Origin of the sequence: Actinokineospora sp. PR83 (genome assembly GCF_021056305.1) — a bacterium.
In the GTDB taxonomy this organism is placed as follows: domain Bacteria; phylum Actinomycetota; class Actinomycetes; order Mycobacteriales; family Pseudonocardiaceae; genus Actinokineospora; species Actinokineospora spheciospongiae.
Genome location: NZ_JAJCXD010000039.1, coordinates 17,054 through 42,517 on the forward strand (window position 1 = coordinate 17,054; position 25,464 = coordinate 42,517).

Genomic DNA, 25,464 nt, shown 5'->3' on the forward strand with positions numbered 1-25,464 from the left:
TGAAGTGCGGGACGTGTGTAGACCCCCTACCGGCATCGGCAGGTGCGATCTGCCGTGTCGTCCCAGTTCGGCGGCGTTTCTGCAGGTCAACCGCGAGGCTTACCGTTCCGCTACATGTCTGATACGACGCCACAACTCCGGCTCTGCCTGCCCGATCGCAGTGTTCGGTGTTGACCGAACACTGAACACCGAAGCGGCCGCAACTGCGAGACATCATCTGGATACCAGTGTGGAGAACGGCGCGAGGTTGCTGGCGACGTGCGGGGTCAGCTCCGAGCCCGGGTCCGCCGCGCCCGGGTCCGCCGCGCCAGGTCCGCGGCGGCGTCCTCCCAGCGGGGGAAGTCGAAGGTGAACCCGCTGTCGAGCAGGCGGCCGGGGACGACGCGGCGGCTCTTGAGCAGCAGTTCGGTGTCCGACCGCAGGGCGAACGCCCCGACCTCGGCCATCCACTTCGTCGCGGGCAGGCCGACCGGCACCCGCCAGGCCCCGCGCAGGGTCCGCATGAACTCGCGCTGCGGGAGCGGTCCGGGGGCGGTGAGGTTGACCGGGCCCGCCAGGTCGTCCCGGGTGAGGAGGAATTCCACGGCCCGGAGGAAGTCGCGGTCGTGGATCCAGGAGACGTACTGCCGCCCGCCCGCCACCGGGCCGCCGAGGCCCAGCCGGGCCATCCAGGACAGGACGTCGAAGACGCTGCCACGGTCCGGGCTCATCACCATGGCGGTCCGCAGGGCGACCTTGCGGGTGCCGGGGGTGGGCGCCTGCTCCTGGGCCAGTTCCCACCGCTTGGCGATCTCGGCGCTGAACGCCCAGTACCCCGGCACCCCCGGCTCGGCGCCCGCGATGATCCCCGTGGCCTCGTCGTTGGCCTGCTCGAACCGGTGCGCGTAGATCGTCGCGGTGCTCATCTGCAACCACACCCGCGGCGGCGCGGTGGCGTGGGCGATCGCCTGGCCGACCGCCCGGGCGGAGTCCACTCGCGAGTCCATCATCTCGCGGAGGTTCGCCTCGGTGTAGCGGCAGCTGACGCTGCGCCCGGCCAGGTTGACCACCGCGGCGCAGCCGTCGATCTCCTCCGCCCAGGGCCCGACGGTGCGCCCGTCCCACCGCACCGATCGGACACCGCCCCCGAGGTCGACCCCGGCCCGCCTGGTGAGCACGACCACGTCGTGCCCGGCCGCCGCCAGCGCCCGGCTGAGGAATCCTCCGACGTTCCCGGTCCCACCGGGCAACACGATCTTCATGCGAACACCCCCACGGTCACGCTACGCCGGTTGAACCGGACGCGAGCCCACTCCCGGGGGCCTGGGGTGCTGCCGCACAGGGGAACCTGGCCTGTTGGTGGCTGTCAGGGCAGCCGCCCGCTGAGGTGGGCAGCTCGAACGTGCTAAGTGGGCAAGGTCTCAGGTTTTCACGCTTGCGTGCGCGGGTTGCGGCCACGGGGTAACGGTCACTGAGCCGATCACGACTTCTCACCCATGGTGACCGAACAGCTCGTGGCGATGTTCGAGCGGGACGTCCGTCTGGGCGTGGACACGCTGGTGGGGATCGGCTACGACCCCACCGCGTTCGAGTGGATGATCGAGGAGTTCGGCGCGGTCGGGGCGACGCGGCGGGTGGTGCTCGACCCGACCCCGTCGTTCGGGCTCTGGCGGTTGAAGGACCGGGGGCTGCTGGCGCACAGCGTGGAGGTCTTCACCCTGCTGCCCTGGTACGCGCCGCTGTTCGACGACGCGGTGCGGGACGCGGCGTGGCGGAAGCTGGAGTTGCTCGGCGTGGACGTGCGGGCGGAGGTCGGGAAGGTGGAGAGCCCGCTCGTCGGGGAGGTGTGAGGGTCAGCGCAGGGCGTCGAGGACGGCGTCGATCTCGGTGGCCAGGGCGACGTCGAGTTCGGTGATGCCGCCCTCGCTGTGGGTGCTCAGGGTGAACTTCAGCGTGCGCCAGCGGATGTCGATGTCCGGGTGGTGGTCGTCGCGCTCGGCGATCTCCGCGACCCGGTCGACCACCTCAATGGCCTGGGGGAACGACTCCAGTTCGACCTCTCGGACCAGGGCTCCCTCGCCCCGGCTCCAGTTCGGGAGCGCCCCCAGTGCCTTGCCCTGCTCGTGCTCGCTCAACAGTTCCGCCATGGCCCCATGGTGGCCCTTCGCGCCCGACCGCGCTGGGCGTAGGGTCGGGGTCGCCACGGGAGTCCGGTATCGGCCGGGCTGAGAGGAGGGCCACCCAGCCCTCGACCGTACGAACCTGATCGGGGTCATGCCCGCGCAGGGAGGTCCTCGTGGTGTGCACACGCCCGAGGAAGGTTCCCGATGCGCCGACTCGTCCCCCTGGTCACCCTGGCTCTGGCCGCCGGTTGTTCCGTGGGGGGTGAGGCCCCGGTCGACCACACCGTCGTGCTGGTCACCCACGACTCCTTCGACGTCGACCAGGCCTTGCTGGACCGGTTCAAGGCGCAGAGCGGGATCACCGTGGAGCCGCGCAAGAGCGGGGACGCGGGGGCGTTGACCAACCAGTTGGTGCTGACCAAGGCGAACCCGATCGGGGACGTGGCCTTCGGCGTCGACAACACCTTCGCCTCCCGGGCGCTCGACGAGGGGGTGTTCGCCGAGTACCGCAGTCCGGAGGCGGACAAGGGGCCGCAGCGCTACGCCGTGGACGGCAGCGGGCGGCTCACGGCGGTCGACGTGGGGGACGTGTGCGTGAACGTGGACCCGGCGGCGCTCGGTGGCGAGGTGCCCAAGACCTTCGAGGACCTGGCCGACCCGAAGTACCGGGACAAGTTCGTGGTCGAGGACCCGGCGACGTCCTCGCCGGGGCTGGCGTTCCTGCTCGGGACCGTCGCGCACTACGGCGAGCAGGGGTGGGTCGACTACTGGGGCAGGCTCAAGGCCAACGGCGTGAAGGTCGTCAGCGGGTGGGAGGAGGCCTACACCCAGGAGTTCTCGGGGTCCTCCGGCAAGGGGCCGCGGCCCATCGTCGTGTCCTACGCGTCGTCGCCGTCGGCTGAGGTGGGGGAGGACGGGAAGGCGAGGACCGCTGCCCTGCTGGATACCTGCTTCCGGCAGGTCGAGTACGCCGGGGTGCTGAACGGGGCGAAGAACCCCGAGGACGCGAAGAAGGTGCTCGACTTCCTGCTGTCGGAGCCCTTCCAGAAGACCGTGCCGGAGAAGATGTACGTCTACCCGGCGCGCGAGGGCGTGGCGCTGCCCGACACCTGGACCGCCGCGGCGCCGTTGCCGCAGGAGCCCGCGACCCTGCCCGCCGCCGACATCGCGGCGCAGCGGCAGCGGTGGATCGAGCAGTGGCGCAGCACCGTCGGGGGCTGAGGCCCGCGGCGGCGCTGGCGTTCGCGGCGGTCCCGCTCGGTTTCCTCGCCGTCTTCTTCGCCTGGCCGGTGGCCGCGATCGTGCGGCTCGGGTTCGGCTCCGGCGCGGCCGGGGTCCTGCGTGTCCTGGGCGCGGGGGCGACGTGGCGGCTGGTGGGGTTCACCCTCGCCCAGGCCGCCGCGTCGACCGCGGTGGCGGTGCTCGCCGGGCTGCCGGTGGCGTTCCTGCTGGCCAGGGTGCCGGGCAGCGCGGTGGTGCGGGTGGCGGTGCTGGTGCCGTTCGTGCTGCCGACGGTCGTGGTCGGGTTGGCGTTCAAGGCGCTGCTGCCCGGGGGCGGGGTGGTGGCGATCGTGCTGGCGAACGCGTTCTTCAACGTGGCCGTGGTGGCGCGGACGGTCGGCGGGCTGTGGGCGCACCTGGACCGGCGGGCCGAGGACGCGGCGCGGGCGCTGGGGGCTTCGCGGTGGCGGGCGTTCACCTCGGTGACCCTGCCCGCGCTGACCCCGGCGCTGGGGTCGGCGGCGGCGGTCGTGTTCCTGTTCTGCGCCACCAGTTTCGGGGTGGTGCTGCTGCTCGGCGGCGCCCGGCACCGGACGCTGGAGACGGAGATCTACCTGCGCACCGTGGAGCTGCTGGACCTGCCGGGCGCGGCGGCGCTGTCGCTGGTGCAGTTCCTGGCCGTCGTGGGCGTGCTGGTGGTCGGGGCCGTCGCGCGGCGTCGGCGGGAGAACGCGCTGAGCCTGCGCGGCCAGGCGGAAACCGTGCGGCGACCGCGCGGCGGGGAGTGGGTCGCGGCCGGGCTGGGCTACGCGGTGGTGGCGTTGCTGATGGTGCCCATCGTGACGCTGGTGGTGCGCTCGTTCGCGGGCGGGACCGCCGGGTACGAGGCGCTGGCCGGGACCGGCTTCCGGGGCTCGTTGCAGGTCACCGGGGTCCAGGCGGCGCTGAACTCGGTGCGGGTGGCCACGGACGCGACGCTGCTGGCGCTGGTGCTGGGGGTGCTCGCCTCGGTGGCGCTGGTGACGCTGGGGCGCAGCCGGGTGCGGCCGGGGGTGGTGGAGGCCGTCGACACCGCGCTGATGCTGCCGCTGGGCGTCTCGGCGGTGACGGTCGGGTTCGGCTACCTGGTCACCCTGGACGCGCTGCCGGGGGACCTGCGGACGTCGGCGGCGCTGGTGCCGCTGGCGCAGGCGCTGGTCGTGACCCCGCTCGTGGTGCGGACGCTGCTGCCGGTGCTGCGGTCGGTCGACGAGCGGCTGCGGCAGGCGGCGGCGACGCTGGGCGCGGGGCCGTGGCGGGTGTGGCGCGAGGTCGACATCCCGCTGGCCGGGCGGTCGCTGCTGGCCTCGGCGGCCTTCGGGTACGTGGTGGCGCTGGGGGAGTTCGGCGCCACGAGCTTCCTGGTGCGGCCGGACACCGCGACGCTGCCGGTGGTGATCGGGCGGCTGGTGGCGCGACCCGGGGAGCTGAACAACCAGATGGCCTACGCGGCGTGCACGCTGCTGATGGGGGTGACGGTGGCGATCACGCTGCTGGTCGAGCGCCTGCGGGTGCGCGGGGTCGGGGAGTTCTGATGCTCGGTGTGTCGGGGTTGTCGGTGCGCTACGGGGCCGTGGCCGCTGTGTCCGATGTGGACTTCGAGGTGCCGGACGGGTCGGTGCTGGCGCTGCTGGGACCTTCCGGCTGCGGCAAGTCGACGCTGCTGCGGGCGGTGGCGGGGCTGGAGACCGGCACCGGGTCGGTGTGCTGGGACGGGGTGGACCTGTCGGGTGTTCCGGTGCACCGGCGCGGGTTCGGACTGGTCTTCCAGGACGGTCAGCTCTTCCCGCACCGCGACGTCGCGGGCAACGTCGCGTTCGGACTGCGGATGGCGGGGGCACCGCGCGCCGAGCGGGACGCGCGGGTCGGCGAACTGCTGGAACTGGTGGGGCTGGCCGGTTACGGGTCGCGGCGGGTGGGTGAGCTGTCCGGCGGTGAGCGGCAGCGGGTCGCGCTGGCGCGGGCGCTGGCGCCCCGGCCGCGGGTGCTGCTGCTCGACGAGCCGCTGTCGGCGCTGGACCGGGCGCTGCGCGAGCAGTTGGCGGTCGACCTGGCCCGGGTGCTGCGGGTCTCGGGCACGACGGCGCTGGTGGTCACCCACGACCACGACGAGGCGTTCACCCTGGCCGACCGGGTCGCGGTGATGCGCGCCGGGCGGATCCGGCAGGTGGGTACGCCGGACGAGGTGTGGGCGCACCCGGTGGACGACGAGACCGCCCGCTTCCTCGGCTGCGGCCGGGTGCTGGACGCGGCCGAGCTGGTGGTGTTCGGGTCAGCGGCGCTCGGTGACCCGCCTTGGCACGGGCGGGTGGGGCTGCGCCCGTCCGCGCTGCGCGTGGGCCCCGGACCGGTCCGCGGCGAGGTGACGGCCCGGGTGCACCGCCGCGACCACGTGCTGCTCGTGGTCGCGGCCGACGGCCTGGGCCGGGTCGACGCCGTGGCCGGGATCGCCGCCGCGCCGGAGGTCGGCGCCGGGGTGTCCCTGGTGCTCGACCCCGGCGGGGTGGTGCCGGTGGGTCAGCCGTCGCGGGTGAGCATCCGGGACAGGGCGATCGAGTAGCCGATGAGGATGTAGCAGCCCGCGCGCAGCACCCCGGTCAGCAGGGTCGCGGTGGGCAGCGGGTCCTTGACGACCTCCGGGATGCCCTCCCAGCTCGTGGTGATCAGCGCCGGGGTGAGCCAGTCCAGGGCGGGGATGACGCTCAGCACGCCGGAGACGATCACCACGCCCAAGCCGACCACGACGACGATCAGCGGGTGCTCGGTCCACGCCGACACCGCCAGCGCGACCGCGGCCAGCGCCCACACCTGGACGGTGACCAGCACGACCGTCAGCAGCACCCGGCCCAGGCCCGCGCCGAACGACAGCGTGGTGCCCGAGGAGGTCAGCATCCCGTCGCCGCCGAGCAGCAGCAGGCCCGCGACGATGCCCGTGGCGGCCATCAGCAGCACGGCGAACAGGCTGACCGCGGCCACGCCGAAGGCCTTCACCGCCAGCAGCCTGGCCCGCCCGACCGGGGCCATGAGCAGCCCGCGCAGGGTGCCGTTGGCGGCCTCCCCGGCGAGCGCGTCGGCGGCGAGCATGGCGCCGGTCAGCGGCAGCAGCATGGTCATCGACATCGTCAGCCCGAAGATGGGCAGCAGCAGGCCGTTGCCCTCGACCAGGGAGGCCAGGCCGTCGCCGACCGATTCCCCGGACGGGGAGCCGGTGGCGATCGCGATGCCGATGCCCGCCACCACCGGGACCATGGCCAGCAGGGCCAGGCCGATCAGGGTGCGCGGGCGGCGCAGCACCATCCGCAGCTCGGAGCGCAGCAGCCGGGTCAGCGGCGCGCGGCGCGCGGTGGCGCGCGGCTCGTCCAGGGCGGCGGTCATCGGGTCTCCTGCGGGACGAGGGGGTCGCTGGTGGGGTCGAGCTCCGCCGCGTCGACCGGGTCCTCGGTGAGGCGGGCGAAGAGGTCTTCCAGGCCGGTGCGCTGCCTGCGCACCTCGTGCACCGGAACACCGGCCTTGACCAGTGTCTCGACCACCTCGGGGGCGGTGGTGGCGGTCAGGTCGACCCGGATGCCCTCGGCGAGGGAGCGGGCCGGGATTCGGTGGTCGCGCAGCGCGTCCACCGCGGCCTCGACCTCCGGGGTCGACACCAGCAGCGTGGCGCTGCCCGCGTCGAGCAGGTCGGCCAGTTCGCCCTGGGCCACGACGGTGCCCTGGTTGAGCACGGCCACGTGCGTGCAGGTGGCCTCGACCTCGGCGAGCAGGTGCGAGGACACGACCACGGTGGTGCCCGCGGCGTGCAGGTCGGCCATGATCGTGCGGATCTCCCGGGTGCCCGCCGGGTCCAGGCCGTTGGTGGGCTCGTCCAGGACGACCAGCCTGCGCGGCACCAGCAGCGCCCCGGCCAGGCCCAGCCGCTGCTTCATGCCCAGGGAGTAGCCGCGGAAGCGGCGGTTGGCCGCGTGCGCGAGGCCGACCCGCTCCAGCGCCGCGCCGACCGCCGCGGGGATGCGGGAGGTCGACAGGTGCGGTTCGGCGGCCGCGGCGCGCAGCAGGTTCTCCCGGCCGGACAGGAACGGGTGGAACCCGGGGCCCTCGACCAGGGCGCCGACCTCGGGCAGCGACTCCGCCGCGCCCTCGGGCAGCCTGCGGCCGAGCAGTTCGACCTCACCGGCGGTGGGGGTGACCAGGCCGAGCAGCATCCGGATGGTGGTGGTCTTGCCGGAACCGTTGGGGCCGAGCATCCCCAGCACCGCGCCGGTGGGCACGTCGAGGTCGACGTTGTCCACCGCGACCGTGCCGCGGTAGACCTTGCGCAACCCCCGGGTGCGGGCGGCCGGGGCGGCCGCGGGCGAACCCGCGACCGCCCCGAACTCGGTGGAGCCGCTCACTTCTGCCCGAGGGCGTCGACGAGGACCTGCTGCGGGACCGCACCGACGGCGACCCGGCCGTCCTCGGCGACCAGGGCGGTGCCGACCTTGGTGGTGATCACGAAGCCGGTGCCGAACGGACCGGAGACGGGCTTGCCGAACTGCTTGAGCAGGTCCAGCGGGGTGCCCGCGGCCTTCCTGCCGTCCGCGTCCTCGCCGGACACCTCGGCCTTGAGCAGGTCGGCCGGGACGGTGCCGACGAGCACGGTGTCCCAGCCCTCGCCGACGACCTTCGGGTTGATGGTCGCCAGGAAGTCCTTCTTCTGCTGCTCGGTCGGCTTGTTCTCGCGCGCCTTCGCGTTGCCGTCGGTCACCTCCGCGCCCGCGGGCGGGGTGAAGGTGAACAGGCCCGCGTCCTGCGCGCCGGTGGCGAACTCGGTGAAGCCGACGCTGAGCGCGGGCTCGGCCGAGCCGTTGGCCATGACCTCCAGCCGCAGCGGCAGCCTGGTCTCGGAGTCGACCGCGACGCGCACCTCGCGCAGCAGCGTGCGCTCGGTCGGCTTCGGGGTCAGCACGAGCTGGTAGGCCGGGCGGTCGGCGACCTTGGCGGTGCCGTCCACGCTGACCGTGGAGTCCGCCCGCATGGCGGTGATGAACTCCAGCGACACCGCGGCCGGGTCGGCCAGCTTCTCCTCGGTGGACCGGTCGGCCTTGTGCTCGGCCGCGCTGTCGTACTTCACGACCGAGCGGTCCGCGGAGTTCCACAGCCAGGTGGTCGCCCCGTCGGCGATGACCGTCTTCTCGCCGCGGCCCTGGTCCATCGAGATCCGGGCCTTGCCCTGCCCGTCGGTGTAGACGCGCACGGCCTCGTCACCGGTGGGCAGGCCCGGAACCGGCAGGCCCAGGTCCGTGCTGACCCGCACCGTGCCGGAGAGCGCGGGCACGTCGCTGGTCAGCACCGACTGCACCAGCGCCTCGGCGCTGACCTCGGGCAGGGTGGGCGGTGCCTCGTCGGCACCGGCCGGGGCCGCGAGCAGGACCAGCCCGACCACACCGGTGGCCGTCCCCGCCGCCGCGACGGACAACGCCGTCCTCTTCCTGTTCATGACTCTCTCTCCCTGTTCGGGTGGTGTATCCCGCACCGAGAACACTGCTCCCCCCACCCTGAGATGGCGCTGAGAGCGATCTTTGTGCTGAGAGACCGCTGAGAGTGCGGGCACGCACCCCCTGCCTCCCGCCATGATGGCGGACGTGAAGCCTCGGGTGCTGGTGGTCGACGACGAACTCGGCGTGCGCCGGGCCCTGCAACGCGGGCTGACCGCGGAGGGCATGGACGTGATGGTCGCCGGTGACGGCCCCAGCGCGCTGCGGATGGCGCTGACCGGCGCCTTCGACGTCGTCCTGCTCGACATCATGCTGCCCGGCCTCTCCGGCTACCGGGTGCTGGAGCGGCTGCGCGCCGAGGGCGTGCGCACCCCGGTGCTGCTGGTCTCGGCCAAGGACGGCGAGGTCGACCAGGCCGACGGGCTCGACCTGGGCGCGGACGGGTACCTGGTGAAGCCGTTCTCGTTCGTGGTGCTGGTGGCCCAGGTGCGCGCCACCCTGCGCCGGGGCGCGGAGGAGGGCGCCGGGCGGCGGTTGCGGCTGGGGTCGCTGCTGGTCGACCGGGGCGCCAGGGAGGTCAGCTTCAACGGCGAGCCGGTGCCGCTGAGCCCGCGCGAGTTCGCCGTGCTGGACTGCCTGGCCGGGCGGGCCGGGTCGGTGGTCACCAAGGACGAGCTGCTGCGCGCGGTCTGGGGCGACGAGCAGGCCGCCACCCGCAACGCCGTGGAGGTCTACGTCGGCTACCTGCGGCGCAAGCTGGACGCGGCGGGCGCCGACGGCATCGTGCGCACCGTGCGCGGCCACGGCTACCTGGCCTCCACCGCCGAGATCGATGCCGCCCTCGACACCCCGCGGCCGCGGTGAGCCGACGCCGCTCCCTGCGCCTGCGGATCACCGCCGTCGCCACGGCGGTGACGCTCGCGGTGCTGCTCGGCCTGGCCCTGCTCAGCAGCCGGATGATCGGGCCGCTGCTGGTCGACAGCGCCGACGACGAGCTGCGCCCCGCCCTGGACACCGCCGTGGCCGCGGTGGCGGCCGGGGCCCCGGTCCGCCCGGCCTCGCCGAACTTCCGCACCCGGGTGCTCGACACCGCGGGCGCCCCCGTCGACGGCGCGGCTGCCCCGGAGCTGACGCCCTCGGACATCCGCACCCTCAAGGCCGGGGTGCCGGTGCTGCGGCTGTCGGACTCCCCGCCCGCCCGCTGGCTGGGCACGGTCGCCACCGCGCCGGACGGCGCGCAGCGGCTGGTGGTGGTGGGCACCGGGCTGGCCGGTTACGACGCCGCCCAGGGCGCCGCGCTGCGCTGGCTGATCATCGCCGCGGTGATCGCCGCCGCCGCGGCCGCGCTGGCCACTTGGTCGGCGGTGCGCTCGGCGATGCGCCCGGTGGGGCGGCTGCGCGCGGCGGCGGCCAGGCTCGGCTCGGGCAGGCGCCTGCCGCTGCCGGAGTCGCGCGAGCTGCGCGCCCTGGCCGCGGCCATGAACGACCTGCTGGCCCGCCGCGACGAGGCCGCCGACCGGCTGCGGCGGTTCACCGGGGACGCCGCGCACGAGCTGCGCTCCCCGGTGGCCTCGATCCGGGTGCAGGCCGAGGTGGCGGTGGCGCACCCGGACCCGGAACTGGCCCAGGAGGTGCTCGCCGACGTCGCCAAGGAGTCGCAGCGGCTGTCCGCGCTGGTCGACGGCCTGCTGACGCTGGCCCGCTCGGACGCCGGGGAGCTGCCCGCGGCCTCGGCGGTCGACCTGTCGGTCGCCGCCGCCGACGCGGCGGTGCGCTGCGCGGTCGCCGACGGCCCGGCGATCCGGGTGCACGCGCCGCCGGTGTCGTGCTGGGTGTACGCGGCGCCGTCCGAGGTGGACCTGGTGCTGGACAACCTGCTGCGCAACGCCGTCCGGCACGCCCGCGCCCGGGTGACCCTCACCGTCCTCACCGCGGGCCGCACCGCCCGGGTGGTGGTCGACGACGACGGGCACGGCATCGCCGAGGAGCACCGGGCCAAGGTGTTCGACCGGTTCTACCGGGTGCAGGACGACCGCGCGCGCAGCTCGGGCGGCACCGGGCTGGGCCTGGCGCTGGTGGCCGAGGTGGTGCGGCGGCGCGGCGGGGCCGTGCGGGTGGGGGAGTCGCCGGAGGGCGGCGCCCGGTTCCAGGTGACCTGGCGGACCACGTCGGTCTGAGTGCCGGTCCGCGTAGGGTGCGCACCCGTGACTGTGGTGGCTGCGGCCGTGGTGCGCGATCGTGCGGTGTTGGCCCAGCAGCGGGCCTTCCCGGCCGAGGTCGCCGGGATGTGGGAGTTCCCCGGCGGTCGGGTGGAGCCCGGCGAGTCCGATGTGGACGCCCTGCGCCGGGAGTGCCTGGAGGAGTTGGGCGTCGAGGTGGCGGTGGGGGAGCTGCTGGGCTCGGTGGTGCTGCCTGGCGGGCGCGAACTGCGGCTGTACGCGGCTTCCGCGGCCGGTGAGCCGCGCGCGGTGGAGCACCTGGGGGTGCGGTGGCTGGCGGCCTCGGAGCTGGAATCGGTGCCCTGGCTGCCCGCCGACGTGGAGTTCTTCGGCGCCGTGCGCGAGTTGCTGGGCGCCTGACCGGCGGCGCGGCCCCCGGTGCGGGGGCCCGCGCCACCGGCGTTCTTCAGCCGACCCCGGCCAGGCGCAGGGCCGAGGACAGGCGGTGGGCGGCGCGGTCGGCCGCCCGGTCGGCGCCCGCCTTGCGGATGGCGTCGAGTTCGGCCGGGTCCGACAGCAGCTCCACGGCCCTGGTCCGGATCGGGCGCAGCTCCTCGACCACCGCCTCGGCCACGGCCTCCTTGAGCGGCCCGTACCCGCTGAAGCCCGCCGCCTCCGCCCTCGGGTCGGTGCCCCGGCAGGCGGCCAGGATTTCCAGCAGGTTCGAGATCGCGGGCTGCCCGGCCGGGTCGTACTCCACCCGGCCCAGGGTGTCCGTTTTCGCCCTGCGGATCTTGCGGCGGACCAGGTCCGGGTCGTCCAGGACGAACACCGTGCCGGTGGAGTCCTGGGCGGACTTCGACATCTTGCGGGTGGGGTCGGACAGGTCGCGGACGCGGGCGGCGGTGCGCGGCATCACCGCCCTGGGGATGGCGAAGACCTCGCCGTAGGTCGTGTTGAACCGCCGCGCCAGGTCCCTGGCCAGCTCGACGTGCTGGCGCTGGTCGGCGCCCACCGGCACCTCGTCGGCGCCCAGGAGCAGGATGTCCGCGGCCATCAGCACCGGGTAGGTGAGCAGGCTCAGCCGCACCATGGCCTGGCCGTCGGACTTCTGCTTGAACTGGGTCATCCGCGACGCCTCGCCGAAGGCGCAGGCGCACTCCAGCAGCCAGGTCAGCGCGCCGAGTTCGCGGATCAGGTCGCTCTGCACGAACAGCCGGTCCGGGGCGATGCCCGAGGCGAGCAGGACGGCCAGCACCTCCCTGGTGGTGGCCCGCAGCCTGGCCGGGTTGTAGGACACCGTCATGGCGTGCAGGTCGCTGACGAAGTACAGGTCACCGGGGTGCCCGTCGCGTGCCCAGTGGCGCACGGCGCCGAGGTGGTTGCCCAGGTGGGCGCGGTCGGACGGGGTGATGGCGGACAGGCGGGTCATGGTGCTCTCCTGGGGGTCGGGCCCCTCCGGGAGATGCGTCAGGCCGCCCGGAGGGGCGGCCTGGGGGTTGTGCGTCCGGTGACGTCCGGACACCACGGGCTAGGGCCGCCGTGAGGCGGTCCACCAGGTGGTGTTGTGGGGAGTCAGCGGGAGCACGGGACGCACGGTAGCGGATCTCACGCGGCTTTGGCGAAGTCCGCCTTGACCTTCTTCAGCGCCAGGACCGGGCACTTCTTGCAGCGCGACTTCGACTTGCAGCACTTCTTCTTGACCTTGCCCGCCTTCATCAACTTCTTCACGGCGTCGGCCGGGGTGGCGGCCTTGACCAGGGCCGACTTCTTGCCCATGGCAGCACCCTCCGTTCTCCGTCGAACCGTCGTCTTAGGGTAGGTTAACCTGCCGGTCGGGCGGCGTGGTCCTGCTCACACCGAGCTTGCGGTTAAACTGATCGAGCCAGTAGCGGCTTTTGAGCTGCGCCGGGCGCCCCTCTCAGCCAGTGCTGTCAACGCAGACCAGCGGCGGGCCGCCCTCCACCCTCGTTAGAAGGAACCAGGAGCACGCGCGTGCCCGCAGCGACCGTCAGCGCCGAGCTGACCAGGACAGATCTCCGCAACGTCGCGATCGTCGCGCACGTCGACCACGGCAAGACGACCCTTGTCGACGCGATGCTGCGCCAGTCCGGGGCGTTCGCCGCCCGCGCCGAACTCGTCGACCGGGTCATGGACTCCGGCGAGCTCGAGCGGGAGAAGGGCATCACGATCCTGGCGAAGAACACCGCCGTTCGCCGCCAGACCCCCGACGGCCCGATCGTCATCAACGTCGTCGACACCCCCGGCCACGCCGACTTCGGCGGCGAGGTCGAGCGCGGCCTGTCCATGGTCGACGGCGTGGTGCTGCTCGTCGACGCCTCCGAGGGCCCGCTGCCGCAGACCCGGTTCGTGCTGCGCAAGGCGCTCGCCTCCGGCCTGCCGGTCGTCCTCGTGGTCAACAAGGTCGACCGCCCCGACGCCCGCATCGCCGAGGTCGTCGAGGAGACCCACGACCTGCTGCTCGAACTGGCCTCGGAGATCGACGACGTCGACGAGTCCGTGCTCGACCTGCCGGTGGTCTATGCCTCCGCCCGTGCGGGCCGCGCCAGCCTCAACCAGCCCGAGGACGGCGGCCTGCCCGACAGCGAGAACCTCGACCCGCTGTTCGACCTGCTGATGGAGCGCATCCCCGCGCCCAAGGCCGACGTCGACGCGCCGCTGCAGGCCCTGGTCACCAACCTCGACGCGTCCAGCTTCCTGGGCCGCATCGCGCTCTGCCGCATCCACACCGGCCGCATCCGCAAGGGCCAGACCGTGGCCTGGATGCGCGAGGGCGGTGCGATCAGCAACGTGCGCATCACCGAGCTGCTGGTCACCGAGGCCCTCGACCGCGTCCCGGCCGAGGAGGCCAGCGCGGGCGAGCTGGTCGCCATCGCGGGCATCCCGGAGATCACCATCGGCGACACCCTCGCCGACATGAACAACCCGGTCGCGCTGCCCCGGCTGACCGTCGACGAGCCCGCCATCTCGATGACCATCGGCGTCAACACCGGTCCGCTCGCGGGCCGCAACGGCGGCACCAAGCTCACCGCCCGGATGCTCAAGGGCCGCCTGGACTCGGAGCTGGTCGGCAACGTCAGCATCCGCGTGCTGCCCACCGAGCGCCCGGACGCCTGGGAGGTGCAGGGCCGCGGTGAGCTGGCGCTGGCCATCCTGGTCGAGCAGATGCGCCGCGAGGGCTTCGAGCTGACCGTGGGCAAGCCCGAGGTCGTCACCCGCACCGTCAACGGCAAGCTGCACGAGCCGTACGAGCGGATGACCGTGGACGCCCCCGAGGAGTACCTCGGCGCGATCACCCAGCTCCTCGCCGCCCGCAAGGGGCGGATGGAGGACATGGTCGGGCACGGCACCGGCCGCATCCGGGTCGAGTACATCGTCCCCTCCCGCGGCCTGATCGGCTTCCGCACCGACTTCCTCACCGAGACCCGCGGCACCGGCATCGCCAACGCCATCTTCGAGGGCTACCACGAGTGGGCCGGGGAGATCCGCAGCCGCCACACCGGCTCGCTGGTCGCCGACCGCACCGGCCCGGTGACCGCCTACGCCATGCTCCAGCTCGCCGACCGCGGCACGTTCTTCGTCGAGCCGGGCGCCGAGGTCTACGAGGGCATGGTCGTCGGCGAGAACCCGCGCGCGGAGGACCTCGACGTCAACGTCACCAAGGAGAAGAAGCTCACCAACATGCGCTCCTCCTCCGCCGACGTCTTCGAGACGCTGGCCAGGCCGCGCAAGCTGAGCCTGGAGGAGGCGCTGGAGTTCTGCGCCAACGACGAGTGCGTCGAGGTCGCCCCGGAGGTGGTCCGGGTGCGCAAGGTCATCCTGGACGCCACCACCCGCGGCCGCCAGCGCTCCCGGGACAAGGCGCGCGACCAGAAGTGACCGGCTCCGCCGCCGGGAGCGGCGGGCCGCGGTGAGACCGCGCACGGGCGGTGTCGGGAACCCCCGGCACCGCCCGTGCGTCTTCCGGGCGGGGGGAAACCGGTGGCAGGCCGGTCGTCCGGGTCTGGCAGCATGGCCGGGCGCGACTTTCGGGGGAGGTGCGGCGGTGGGCGGCAGGTGGCGTGCGGTGCTGGCGGGGGCCGCCGCGCTGGGCGCGCTGGCGGGCTGCACCAACGCGCCGCCACCACCGCTGGTGACCACCGAGGTCGCCCGCACCCGGACCAGCGCCGAACCCGACGTCGGCGAGGCCGTGGTGGGCGTCGACAGCGTCCTGGGCGGCTACAACCCGCACAAGCTCGCCGACCAGTCCACGGTGACCACCGCCCTGGCCCAGGCCGTGCTGCCCTCGGTGTTCCGCCCCGGCCCCGACGGCACGCCCCGGCTGGACCGCACGCTGATGGTCTCCGCCGAGGTCACCTCCGCCGAGCCCTACACCGTCGACTACCGGCTGCGCCCCGAGGCGGCCTGGTCCGACAGCGCGCCCATCGCCGCCGAGGACTTCGTCTACCTGTGGGAGCAACTGCGCGAGGCGCCCGGCGCGCTCGACGGCGCGGGCTACCGGTTGATCTCCAACATCTCCGCGCGCGAGGCGGGCCGGGTCGTGGAGGTCACCTTCGCCGAGCCCTACCCCGGCTGGCGGTCGCTGTTCAGCGGCCTGCTGCCCGCGCACCTGCTCAAGGACATCCCCGGCGGCTGGGCCAACGCGCTGCGGGAGAACTACCCGGTCTCCGGCGGCCCGTTCGCCGTGCGCACCCTCGACCGCGACCGCGGTGAGATCGTGCTGGAGCGCAACGACCGGTACTGGGAGGCGCCCGCCGCGCTCGACCGGATCGTGCTGCGCCGCGCCGACCTCACCGGCACCACCGGCGCCCTGCGCACCGGCCACAGCCAGCTCGCCCTGACCTCGCTCAGCGCCCAGGGCCTCGCCGCCGTGACCGCGCTGGAACCCGACGTGACCACCACGCAGGTGCCGCGCCCCGCGGTGGCCACCGTGCTGCTGCGCCCGGTCGGCACCGCCATGGCCGACCAGCGGGTGCGGACCGCGATCGGCGCCCTGCTCGACCGGCGGGCCCTGATCGCCGCGGGCACCGGGGGCGGCCCCGCGTCCGCCGCCGCGGCCGACGCCCAGGTCCTCGCCCCCAGCGCCCCCGGCTACCGGGCCACGCTGCCCGCGGGCCGCTTCGCCGCGGTCGACCAGGCGGGGGCCGACGCGCTGCTCACCGAGGCGGGCTTCACCAGGGTCAACGGGAGCTGGGCGTTCGGGCAGACCCCGCTCAACCTGGTCATCGCCGCCCCGGCGGGCCGCGAGCCCTACCTGGCGGTGGCCCGCGAGCTGCAGCGGCAGCTGTCCGTCGGCGGTGTCCAGTCGCGGCTGCTGACCCCGCCCGGCGACCAGCTCTACGGCGAACTGCTCGCCGCCCCCGACCCCGACGAGGAGCCCACCGCCGAGGTCCACCTCGTGGTCGCCCCGCAGCCCGCGGGCGGCGACCCGGCCACGCTGCCCGCCGTCCGGTTCGGCTGCGCCCCGGCCGACACCGACAGCGGCACCCCCGCGGTCGCCAACCCGGGCGCGTACTGCGACCAGGCCACCCAGCCGACCCTCGACGCCGCGCTCACCGGGAGCACCCCGCTCGCCGACGCGCTGGCGGCGCTGGAGCCGGAACTGTGGTCACGCACCGTCGCCATCCCGCTCTACCAGGAGGTGGACACCCTCATCGTGCGCCGCGAGATGACCGGGGTGAGCGCGGGAACACCCTTCGCCGGGCCCTTCGCCGGGGCACCCGGGTGGCGGCGCGCAGGCGGCTGATCCGACCACGCACAGTGACTTGATTCCTCCACTGCGTGCATTCGGGTAACGTTCACGTTGCGTGTGGTCGCCTGCTTGTCACCCTTTGGTCACGATCGACGTGGGACCGGTGACCAGACCGTGCCAGGTTCCTAGCGTGCCCACCTAGTGCGCCCACCAACGCTTCGTTGGGGGCGTGATGGGTAACGGGTGCCGCCCAGCCGGACCGGCTGCGGGTCGCCCAGTGCTAGGAGGGCACGTGTCAATCAGAAGAAGCTCACTGTCGGCTGCCGCGATGGCTGTCGGTGCGTCGCTCGTCCTGAGCGCCTGCGGCGGTTCCACCGGCGACGGCGGCACCAACACCGGCCCGTCCGACGACGTCGCGGCCATGGCCGTGGCCAAGGGCGAGAACGGTGAGGCGACGGAGTACACCGCCCCCGAGGTCGCGCAGTCGGGCGACACCTTCACGGTGTCCACCGACAACCCGTTCACCGCGTACAACAACGCGGCGTCGGACGCCAACAACTCGTACAACACCTTCGCGCTGACCCAGGTGCTGTCCGGCGCGTACAAGCTCGACGGCAACAACAAGGTCCTGCTGGACAAGGACGTGATGGAGGGCGTCGAGCTCACCAGCGAGTCCCCGCAGGTCGTCACCTGGAAGATCAAGCCGGGTGTCAAGTGGTCCGACGACGCCCCCTGGGACTGCGACGACTTCTACCTGGCCTGGCTGGCGCAGACCGGCAAGTCCAAGGGTGCCGACGGCAAGGACCTGTTCACCGCCGCCGGGACCAACGGCTACGAGCTGATCGACAAGGTGGAGTGCAAGTCCGACACCGAGGTCGTCACCACCTTCAGCAGCCCCTACCCGGACTACAAGGGCCTGTTCGGCGTCTCCGCCGACGTCCTGCCCGCGCACGTCCTGGAGCAGGGCACCGGCGTCGCCGACATCACCCAGGTCCAGCCGACCGGCGGTGACCCGGCGGTGCTCGCCAAGGTCGCCGAGTTCTGGAAGACCAAGTGGAACGGCTTCACCAAGGAGCTGATGCCCTCCTCGGGTCCGTACACGATCACCGGGTTCGAGCAGAACAACTCGGTCACCCTGGAGCGCAACCCGAAGTACGCGGGCAAGCCCGGCGGCCCGGCCAAGCTCATCCTGCGCGGCATCTCCGACCAGGTCGCCCAGGCCCAGGCGCTGGAGAACGGCGAGGTCCAGGTCGCCTCGATGGCCCAGCCCGACGCCAACGCCGCCGACCGCCTGCGCGGCCTGTCCGCCCAGGGCGTGACCTTCGGCGCCTCGAACGGCCTGTCGTTCGAGCACATGGACCTCAACTACAAGAACAAGTTCCTCGCCGACGCCGCGGTCCGCAAGGCGTTCATGCAGTGCGTCAACCGCGACGAGCTGGCCGAGAAGCTGATCCGCCCGGTCCTCGACGACGCCAAGCCGCTCGGCTCGCTGGTGTTCTTCCAGGGTGAGGACGGCTACGTCGACAACTACGCCGACTACAAGGGCGACACCGCGGCGGCCAAGAAGACGCTGACCGACGCCGGCTACACCATCGGCGCGGACGGCTTCGCGGCCAAGGACGGCGCCAAGCTGTCGCTGAAGATCAGCCACACCGACATCCCGCGGCGCAAGCAGACCGTCGAGCTGGTCCAGTCGCAGTGCAAGGCGGCGGGCATCGAGATCATCGACGACGTCGACCCGAACTTCCTCGACACCCGGGTCTCCGCGGGCGACTACGACATCGCGCTGTTCGCGTGGTCCGCGGCGCCGTTCAAGTCGACCCAGAAGTCGATCTACTCCACCGGTGGTGGCCAGAACTGGTCCGCCTACAGCAACCCCAAGGTGGACGCGGCGTACCAGGACGCGGTCAGCAACCTCGACGAGGAGGCCTCGAAGAAGGCGTTCCAGGAGGTCGACAAGCTGATGGCGGCGGACAACTACTCGCTGCCGCTGTTCCAGCTGCCGAACATGTGGGCCTTCAAGGGCATCGACCGCGTGTTCTTCCAGTCCTACAACGGCGCTCTCTGGAACGCCAACGAGTGGGTCAAGACCTCGTAGTCGTCCCCGCCGCCCCGGGCGGCGGCTGACTCTGGTCGGACAAGGGCAGGGGCCGGACCACACCGTCCGGCCCCTGCCCTTGAGCCCTCCCACCTGTCGAACGGCGTACACCGCGGGCAGGCGGGACACTGAAGAGTTCGGGCCCGACCGGCCCGGCCGCCTGGGCCCCACCGAGGAGCTTTCCGTGATTCGCTACATCATCCGACGCGTGCTGATCTCGATACCGATCCTGCTGATCGGCAGCGTCCTCGCGTTCTTCATGGTCGCCGGGGCGGGCAACCCGCTGGCCGAGCTGAAGGCCAAACCGGGCACCACCCCCCAGCAGATCGCCGACCTCGAGGCCAGCCTGGGCCTCGACCAGCCGATCATCGTGCGCTACTGGCGGTGGCTGCTGGACTTCCTGCAGGGCGACTGGGGCCAGAGCATCGCGCTCGGCCAGGCCAAGGTCGAGGTGTTCGACTCGGTCATGCGGGCGCTGTGGATCACCGCTCGGCTCGTCGTGGGAGCCGAGATCCTGGCCATCGTGCTGGGCGTGACCGTGGGCGTCATCGCCGCCGTCAAGCAGTACTCGATCTTCGACTACCTGGCCACGTCGGCGGCCTTCCTGATGTTCTCGATGCCGATCGTCTGCGTGGCGATCATCCTCAAGACCTACGGCATCCAGTTCAACAACGTGCTCCAGGACCTCGGCTTCGACCGCTGGCTGAGCACCGTCAGCCCCGCCGAGGGCGGCTTCCAGGGAAGCTTCGGCGAGGTGGTGTTCCAGTACACGGGCACCTACCTGCTGCCGACGCTGAGCCTCACGCTGATCAGCTTCGCCGCCTACAGCCGGTTCCAGCGGGCCTCGATGCTGGAGACGCTGAACTCCGACTACGTGCGCACCGCCCGCGCCAAGGGCATCTCCCAGCGGCGGGTCATCTTCCGGCACGCCTTCCGCAACGCGCTGATCCCGGTGTCGACGCTGTTCTCGCTCAACGCGGCCGTGCTGTTCTCCGGGGCGATCATCACCGAGGCGGTGTTCGGCTGGCGGGGGATGGGCGCGCTGCTGGTGTCGTCCATCCGCACCTTCGACCCGTACATGCTGATGGGCTGGCTGATGGTCACCGCCGCCCTGGTCATCACCTTCAACCTGGTTGCCGACGTGATGTACGGCATCCTCGACCCGAGGATCCGCCTTGCCTAGTGACCCGTCCCCCGTCCTGAACCCGGCGACCCCGGGTGGTCCGGTGCAGACCACCGTCGTCCCCACCGCCAGCGAGTTCGACACCACCAAGGCGCGCAAGCAGAGCACGCTGATCATCAGGCGGTTCCTGCGGCACCGCCTGGCCATGGCCAGCCTGGTCGTGTTCCTGCTGATCGCCGCCTTCGGCTTCCTCGGCCCGCTGTTCTGGACGGTGTCCATCGAGGACACCTCCAGCCGCGGCTACCTGCCGCCGAGCGCGGAGCACCCGCTGGGCACCATCCAGACCGGCAAGGACATGCTCGCCCAGCTCATCGTGGGCACCCGGCTGTCGCTGGCCATCTCGCTGGTCGTGGCCATCGGCTCGACCGTCGTCGGCGTCGTCATGGGCACCCTGGCCGGGTACCTGCGCGGGGTCGTCGACTCCGCCATCAGCCGGTTCGTCGACCTGATGCTGATCATCCCGCAGATCGCGGTCGCGGCCATCCTGGTCCGCGCGCTCAGCGGGAGCTGGTACGTCGTGGCGCTCATCCTGGCCGCGTTCGCCTGGATGCAGACCGCGCGGATCACCCGCGGCGAGACGCTGTCGCTGTCGCAGCGCGAGTACATCGAGGCCGCCAGGGCCGCGGGCGCCAAGACCCGGTGGATCATCTTCCGGCACCTGGTGCCCAACATGGTCGGCACGATCACCGTCAACACCACGCTGGCGGTGGCCACCGCGGTCCTCTCCGAGGCGGCGCTGTCGTTCATCGGGCTCGGCGTGCAGTCCCCGGACACCTCGCTCGGCCTGATCATCAACGAGAACTACTCGCAGATCACCAACCGCCCCTGGCTGTTCTGGGGCCCGTTCGTGATCATCGTGCTGATCTCGCTCGCGGTGAACTTCATCGGCGACGGCCTGCGCGACGCGTTCGACCCCAGGCAGACGAAGGTGCGGAGCTGATGAGCAGTCTGATCAACGACGGCGTCGACCGGGTGCTCACCGAGACGGTGCTCGCGGTCGAGGACCTCTCGGTCACCTTCCCGACCGACGACGGCGACGTGCACGCGGTGCGCGGCGTCTCCTACGAACTGCGCCCGCGCGAGGTGCTCGGCATCGTCGGCGAGTCCGGCTCCGGCAAGTCGGTGTCCTCGATGGCGGTCATGGGCCTGCTCCCGGCCAGCGCCCGGATCACCGGCTCCATCCGCTACCGCGACCAGGAGCTGGTCGGGCGCGGCTACAAGGAGATGATGGGCGTCCGCAACAACGGCGTCGCCATGATCTTCCAGGACCCGATGACCTCGCTCAACCCGGTCTACACCATCGGGTGGCAGCTCGCCGAGGCCTACCGCGCGCACCACCCGGTGTCGAAGAAGGCGGCCTGGGCCAAGGCGATCGAGGCGCTCGAACTCGTCGGCATCCCGCAGCCGGACCGGCGCGCGGCGCAGTACCCGCACGAGTTCTCCGGCGGCATGCGCCAGCGGGTGGTGATCGCCATGGCGATCATCAACGACCCGGACGTGATCATCGCCGACGAGCCCACCACCGCGCTCGACGTGACCGTGCAGGCGCAGATCCTGGAGACCCTGCTGCGCATCCGCGACGAGACCGACGCGGCCATCGTGATGATCACCCACGACCTCGGCGTCGTCGCGGGCATGGTCGACCGGGTGCAGGTCATGTACGGCGGCACCGTGGTCGAGTCCGGCCCGGTCGACGAGCTGTTCGACACCCCGAGGATGCCCTACACCGTGGGCCTGCTCGGCTCGCTGCCCAACCCGGCCACCCTGGGCAAGCGGCTCACCCCGATCAAGGGCTCCCCGCCCTCGCTGATCAACCTGCCGACCGGCTGCGCGTTCTCCCCGCGCTGCCCGCTGGTCGTCGAGGAGTGCACCACCACCGAGCCGCCGCTGGCCCCCACCGAGCAACCGGCGCACACCACCCGCTGCCACCGGTGGGAGCACCTGGCGTCGCTGGAGCGCCCGCAGGCCCTGTTCGAGCACGAGGAGATCGGCTCGGTGGAGAACCCCGCCGCGCTGACCCAGGCCGACCCCGACCTGCCGGTGAGCGAGGACCTCGCCGTCGTCGAGCAGCGGTTGGCGCAGGAGGATAAGTCCGATGACTGAGACGCACACCGCCGCCGCCCCGGCCGCCGGCGCCGACGCGACGACCCCGCTGCTGCGGGTCCAGGACCTGGTCAAGTCGTTCCCGGTGCGCGGCGGCGGGATCATCCCGCGCACCATCGGGCAGGTGCACGCCGTGTCCGGCGTCAGCTTCGACCTGTCCAGGGGCGAGACGCTGGGCCTGGTCGGCGAGTCCGGCTGCGGCAAGTCCACCACCGGCCGGGCCATCCTCCAACTGCACAAGCCCACCTCGGGCTCGGTGCGGTTCGAGGGCCGCGAGCTGACCACGCTCAAGCCCGCGCAGATGCGCCCGCTGCGCCGCGACCTGCAGATCGTCTTCCAGGACCCGTACGCCTCCCTGGACCCGCGCTGGCAGGTCAACGACGTCGTCTCCGAACCCCTGCGCATCCATAGCAAGAACCGCAGCGGTGACAGCTCTGTCAACTCAGCCAAGGACGTGCAGCACCGGGTGGACGAACTGCTGGAGCTGGTGGGGCTCAACCCCGAGCACCGCAACCGCTACCCGCACGAGTTCTCCGGCGGGCAGCGCCAGCGCATCGGCATCGCCAGGGCGCTGGCGCTGGACCCGAAGCTGATCGTGCTCGACGAGCCGGTGTCCGCGCTCGACGTGTCCGTGCAGGCCGGTGTGGTCAACCTGCTGGAGGAACTCCAGGAGCGCCTGCACCTGGCGTACCTGTTCGTCGCGCACGACCTGTCCGTGGTGCGGCACATCTCGCACCGGGTGGCGGTCATGTACCTGGGCAAGATCGTCGAGATCGGTGACCGGGAGGCCATCTACGAGCGGCCCACCCACCCCTACACCCAGGCGCTGCTGTCGGCGGTCCCGCTGCCCGACCCGCGCCAGGAGCGGGCCAGGCAGCGGATCGTGCTCTCCGGCGACGTGCCCAGCCCGGTGGACCCGCCCTCGGGCTGCCGGTTCCGCACCCGGTGCTGGAAGGCGCAGGAGATCTGCGCGGCGGAGGAGCCGCCGCTGGTCGCGCACGGCGCCACCCTGTCGGCCTGCCACTTCGCCGAGGAGCGCAGCGTCCTGCCGTAGCGACGCAGTAGGGTTCGGGCGCCGGTGCCACCCCCGGCGCCCGGACCCTACGCGTGCCTAAGGCTGACCCTCCCCATGCTCACAGCCCCACCACGACTGCTGCTCGTCCACGCCCACCCCGACGACGAGAGCCTGTGGACCGGCGGGACGATCGCCCGCTACGCCGCCGCGGGCGTCCAGGTCACCCTGGTCACCTGCACCCTCGGCGAGGAGGGCGAGATCATCCCCGCCTCGCTGGCCCAGCTCGCCGCGGGCGCCGCCGACCAGCTCGGCGGGTACCGGGTGGGCGAACTGCGCGCCGCCTGCGCCGCCCTCGGCGTCTCCGACCACCGCTACCTCGGCGGCATGGGCCGCTGGCGCGACTCCGGCATGGTCGGCACCGCCGCCAACGCCCACCCGCGCGCCTTCGTCGGCGGCGACCCGGCCGAGCAGGCCGCCGCCCTCGCCGAGGTCCTGGCCGACGTCCGCCCGCAGGTCGTCATCACCTACGGCCCCGACGGCGGCTACGGCCACCCCGACCACATCCGCGCGCACGACATCACCACCGCCGCCCTCGCCGACCTGCCCGACGTCTCCCGCCTGTACTACGCGGTCAACTCAGCCCGGGCCACCGCCGACGGCGTCGCCGCCCTCCGCGGCACCGAGGGCCTCCCCTGGCGCCTCCCCACCCCGGGCGAACTCCCGGTCGTGGACGACGCGGAGATCACCACCGCCATCGACGTCACCGACCACCTGCCCGCCAAGCTGCGCGCCCTGCGCGCGCACGCCACCCAGATCGCCGTCTGGCGCGGCGACGACGGCGCGCACAGCTACTCGCTCACCAACGACATCGCCCAACCGGTCCTGGGCCACGAGTACTACACCCTGGCCAGGGGCACCACCGGGGGCGACACCGACCTGTTCGGCGGCCTGGCCCCGGTCGAGCACGTGGGCGCCGACCGGTGACCGGGGCGCAGCGGGCCGGGTACGCGGGGCTGCTGGTGCTCAGCGCCGTGCTCGCCGTGTACGAACTGCTCTTCCTGCCGCTGCGCCTCGACGGGACGGTCCTGCCGAAGCTGGGCGACGTCCCCTTCCCGGTCACGGTCCTCGTCGCCGCGTTTACCCTCCCGTGGCTGGTGGTAAGAGCCAGCAGGCTGAAGATGAAGGCATCGGTCGCGGCGGGCCCGCTCTACGCGTGGCTGGCCACCCTGTTCGCCTTCGTCGTCGTCACCCCCGGTGGCGACATGGTGGTGATCGCCGACTGGCGGACACTGCTGCTGCTCGCGGGCGGAGCGTTCCCGGCCACGGTCAAGATCGGCGATGTGCTGGCCAGGTCGGCAGGCAAGGGAGGCGGTAGCGGTGGCTGAGGCGATCACCGACAGGCAGGTCGTGACGGTCCTGCGCCCATTCGTCCGGGCCACCACCCCGCTGCTCTCCGCCCTGCGCGAGTCCGACCCCCTGGGCCTGGTCCGCCGGGTCCTCCCCTCCGCAACCCGCCCCGCCACCGAGGCCCTCCCCGCGTCCACGGGCGACGCCGAGGACGCCAAGGCCCTGGCCACGGTGGACAGGTCCCGCCGCGAGAAGCTCCTGGACGGCCTGGAGAGCCTCAAGGTCCCCGGCACCCAGGCGTGGTCGGAGATGACGGTCACCGAACGCGACAACTGGTGGGTCAACCGGGTGGGCCGCTTCACGGTCCTCCTGGCCTCCATCCCCGGCCTCGGCGGCGCCCTCGCCGACCGCCTCCCCATCCAGGACGCCCTCGCCACGGCGGGCCAGGGCCTCCTGCTGTCGGCCATGGCAGCCGAACACGGCATCACCGACCAGGCCGACCGGGTCCGCCTCATCGCCGCGGTCCTGTTCGAACGCGACATCGACCCCGACCTGGCCGCGGGCAAGGACGACCACCTCACCAGGGAACAAGAGGACGCCACCACCGCCGAACTCACCGGCGACCTGGACGAATCAGCCCGCAAACACGGCAAGATCACGGTCAAGGCCGCCACCAACACCCTCTGGCGCTTCGGCCGCACCCTCTACGCCCTGGGCGACGAACTCGACAAGCGCCCCCAGGGCCGCTTCTACCACAAGGCGGTGGGACTGCTGCCGGTCGTGGGAATGGCCGCCGACTACCTCGGCGAACGCAGCGCCCTCAAACGAGCCGCCAAGAAGGCCCGCCGCTGGCTGGACGCCCACCCGGCCCCCAGCACCGCCTGACCGCGCCCGCACCCCGCCGCGCCCGCACCCCGCCGCGCCCGCACCCCGCCGCGCCCGCACCCCACCGCGCCCGCACCCCACCGCACCCACACCCCACCGCACCCACACCCCACCGCACCCACACCCCACCG

The 25,464-nt window shown here is 72.7% G+C and carries 24 protein-coding genes and 1 riboswitch; of the genes, 17 read left to right on the plus strand and 7 right to left on the minus strand.

Annotation, left to right across the window (positions count from 1 at the left end; genetic code table 11):
- Positions 1–266: 266 nt before the first annotated feature.
- Positions 267–1,241 carry an epimerase gene (locus tag L6E12_RS13450; RefSeq protein ID WP_236228244.1) on the minus strand — a complete coding sequence of 325 codons (975 nt, stop codon included), beginning with the start codon at positions 1,239–1,241 and terminating at the stop codon, positions 267–269.
- Between the two features lie 234 nt (positions 1,242–1,475).
- Here L6E12_RS13450 and L6E12_RS13455 point away from each other — a divergent pair, with 234 nt between their 5' ends.
- A complete protein-coding gene (locus tag L6E12_RS13455) occupies positions 1,476–1,829 on the plus strand; it encodes a hypothetical protein (RefSeq protein ID WP_236228245.1) in 354 nt (117 codons plus the stop codon).
- A gap of 3 nt (positions 1,830–1,832) precedes the next feature.
- Here the strand turns inward: L6E12_RS13455 and L6E12_RS13460 are convergent, their stop codons facing one another.
- On the minus strand, positions 1,833–2,126 hold the full coding sequence (locus L6E12_RS13460; protein WP_236228246.1) for a 4a-hydroxytetrahydrobiopterin dehydratase: 294 nt from the start codon (positions 2,124–2,126) through the stop codon (positions 1,833–1,835).
- A gap of 45 nt (positions 2,127–2,171) precedes the next feature.
- A riboswitch (TPP riboswitch) is annotated at positions 2,172–2,285 on the plus strand.
- A gap of 21 nt (positions 2,286–2,306) precedes the next feature.
- On the opposite strand from L6E12_RS13460, the gene L6E12_RS13465 reads away from it, so the two are divergent.
- From L6E12_RS13465 to L6E12_RS13475, 3 genes are read left to right on the plus strand one after another with little or no spacing between them, the layout of a single operon-like run.
- The gene (locus L6E12_RS13465; RefSeq protein ID WP_236228247.1) at positions 2,307–3,323 is read left to right on the plus strand and encodes a thiamine ABC transporter substrate binding subunit; all 1,017 of its coding nucleotides are present in this window, start codon (positions 2,307–2,309) and stop codon (positions 3,321–3,323) included.
- Positions 3,299–4,897 (plus strand): iron ABC transporter permease, encoded by a 1,599-nt coding sequence (locus L6E12_RS13470; protein WP_236228248.1) that lies wholly within the window; start codon positions 3,299–3,301, stop codon positions 4,895–4,897. Before L6E12_RS13465 ends, L6E12_RS13470 begins: the two co-directional genes overlap by 25 nt.
- A complete protein-coding gene (locus L6E12_RS13475; RefSeq protein ID WP_374201868.1) occupies positions 4,894–5,922 on the plus strand; it encodes an ABC transporter ATP-binding protein in 1,029 nt (342 codons plus the stop codon). Before L6E12_RS13470 ends, L6E12_RS13475 begins: the two co-directional genes overlap by 4 nt.
- Here L6E12_RS13475 and L6E12_RS13480 read toward each other — a convergent pair.
- The 3 genes from L6E12_RS13480 to L6E12_RS13490 are packed head-to-tail and all read right to left on the minus strand — an operon-like array spanning position 5,880 to position 8,832.
- Entirely contained in the window at positions 5,880–6,737 is an 858-nt protein-coding gene (locus tag L6E12_RS13480) for an ABC transporter permease subunit (protein ID WP_236228250.1), read from the minus strand. The genes L6E12_RS13475 and L6E12_RS13480 overlap by 43 nt on opposite strands.
- On the minus strand, positions 6,734–7,747 hold the full coding sequence (locus L6E12_RS13485; RefSeq protein WP_236228251.1) for an ABC transporter ATP-binding protein: 1,014 nt from the start codon (positions 7,745–7,747) through the stop codon (positions 6,734–6,736). The genes L6E12_RS13480 and L6E12_RS13485 overlap by 4 nt, the downstream gene beginning before the upstream one ends.
- Positions 7,744–8,832: a sigma-E factor regulatory protein RseB domain-containing protein gene (locus tag L6E12_RS13490; protein WP_236228252.1), complete on the minus strand. Its 1,089-nt coding sequence runs from the start codon at positions 8,830–8,832 to the stop codon at positions 7,744–7,746. The genes L6E12_RS13485 and L6E12_RS13490 overlap by 4 nt, the downstream gene beginning before the upstream one ends.
- Before the next feature lie 133 nt (positions 8,833–8,965).
- On the opposite strand from L6E12_RS13490, the gene L6E12_RS13495 reads away from it, so the two are divergent.
- The 3 genes from L6E12_RS13495 to L6E12_RS13505 are packed head-to-tail and all read left to right on the plus strand — an operon-like array spanning position 8,966 to position 11,409.
- A complete protein-coding gene (locus L6E12_RS13495; protein WP_035280673.1) occupies positions 8,966–9,694 on the plus strand; it encodes a response regulator transcription factor in 729 nt (242 codons plus the stop codon).
- A complete protein-coding gene (locus L6E12_RS13500; RefSeq protein ID WP_236228253.1) occupies positions 9,691–11,007 on the plus strand; it encodes a HAMP domain-containing sensor histidine kinase in 1,317 nt (438 codons plus the stop codon). Before L6E12_RS13495 ends, L6E12_RS13500 begins: the two co-directional genes overlap by 4 nt.
- 27 nt (positions 11,008–11,034) lie before the next feature.
- The gene (locus L6E12_RS13505; protein WP_236228254.1) at positions 11,035–11,409 is read left to right on the plus strand and encodes a (deoxy)nucleoside triphosphate pyrophosphohydrolase; all 375 of its coding nucleotides are present in this window, start codon (positions 11,035–11,037) and stop codon (positions 11,407–11,409) included.
- A gap of 46 nt (positions 11,410–11,455) precedes the next feature.
- On the opposite strand, the gene trpS is transcribed toward L6E12_RS13505, so the two are convergent.
- Both trpS and L6E12_RS13515 read right to left on the minus strand, forming a co-directional pair.
- Positions 11,456–12,421, minus strand: a complete 966-nt coding sequence (trpS, locus tag L6E12_RS13510) for a tryptophan--tRNA ligase (RefSeq protein WP_236228255.1) — start codon at positions 12,419–12,421, stop codon at positions 11,456–11,458.
- A 176-nt stretch (positions 12,422–12,597) separates the two neighbouring features.
- Positions 12,598–12,768, minus strand: coding sequence for a hypothetical protein (locus L6E12_RS13515; RefSeq protein WP_236228256.1), 171 nt, complete (start codon positions 12,766–12,768; stop codon positions 12,598–12,600).
- Positions 12,769–12,984: 216 nt separating this feature from the next.
- On the opposite strand from L6E12_RS13515, the gene typA reads away from it, so the two are divergent.
- The 10 genes from typA to L6E12_RS13565 all read left to right on the plus strand — a co-directional run bounded on the left by typA (position 12,985) and on the right by L6E12_RS13565 (position 25,333).
- Complete coding sequence (gene typA / locus L6E12_RS13520; protein ID WP_236228257.1) at positions 12,985–14,889, plus strand: translational GTPase TypA; 1,905 nt, start codon at positions 12,985–12,987, stop codon at positions 14,887–14,889.
- A 166-nt stretch (positions 14,890–15,055) separates the two neighbouring features.
- Positions 15,056–16,756, plus strand: coding sequence for an ABC transporter family substrate-binding protein (locus tag L6E12_RS13525; RefSeq protein ID WP_236228258.1), 1,701 nt, complete (start codon positions 15,056–15,058; stop codon positions 16,754–16,756).
- 274 nt (positions 16,757–17,030) lie between these two features.
- Entirely contained in the window at positions 17,031–18,800 is a 1,770-nt protein-coding gene (locus tag L6E12_RS13530; protein WP_236228259.1) for an ABC transporter family substrate-binding protein, read from the plus strand.
- A gap of 184 nt (positions 18,801–18,984) precedes the next feature.
- Complete coding sequence (locus tag L6E12_RS13535) at positions 18,985–19,983, plus strand: ABC transporter permease (RefSeq protein ID WP_236228260.1); 999 nt, start codon at positions 18,985–18,987, stop codon at positions 19,981–19,983.
- 43 nt (positions 19,984–20,026) lie between these two features.
- The gene (locus L6E12_RS13540; RefSeq protein ID WP_236228261.1) at positions 20,027–20,923 is read left to right on the plus strand and encodes an ABC transporter permease; all 897 of its coding nucleotides are present in this window, start codon (positions 20,027–20,029) and stop codon (positions 20,921–20,923) included.
- The gene (locus L6E12_RS13545) at positions 20,923–22,086 is read left to right on the plus strand and encodes an ABC transporter ATP-binding protein (protein ID WP_236228262.1); all 1,164 of its coding nucleotides are present in this window, start codon (positions 20,923–20,925) and stop codon (positions 22,084–22,086) included. The genes L6E12_RS13540 and L6E12_RS13545 overlap by 1 nt, the downstream gene beginning before the upstream one ends.
- The gene (locus tag L6E12_RS13550) at positions 22,079–23,140 is read left to right on the plus strand and encodes an ABC transporter ATP-binding protein (RefSeq protein ID WP_236228263.1); all 1,062 of its coding nucleotides are present in this window, start codon (positions 22,079–22,081) and stop codon (positions 23,138–23,140) included. The genes L6E12_RS13545 and L6E12_RS13550 overlap by 8 nt, the downstream gene beginning before the upstream one ends.
- A 75-nt stretch (positions 23,141–23,215) precedes the next feature.
- On the plus strand, positions 23,216–24,085 hold the full coding sequence (gene mshB, locus L6E12_RS13555) for an N-acetyl-1-D-myo-inositol-2-amino-2-deoxy-alpha-D-glucopyranoside deacetylase (RefSeq protein WP_236228264.1): 870 nt from the start codon (positions 23,216–23,218) through the stop codon (positions 24,083–24,085).
- On the plus strand, positions 24,082–24,486 hold the full coding sequence (locus L6E12_RS13560; protein WP_236228265.1) for a hypothetical protein: 405 nt from the start codon (positions 24,082–24,084) through the stop codon (positions 24,484–24,486). The genes mshB and L6E12_RS13560 overlap by 4 nt, the downstream gene beginning before the upstream one ends.
- On the plus strand, positions 24,479–25,333 hold the full coding sequence (locus tag L6E12_RS13565; RefSeq protein WP_236228266.1) for a hypothetical protein: 855 nt from the start codon (positions 24,479–24,481) through the stop codon (positions 25,331–25,333). Before L6E12_RS13560 ends, L6E12_RS13565 begins: the two co-directional genes overlap by 8 nt.
- The last annotated feature ends 131 nt before the right edge of the window (positions 25,334–25,464 follow it).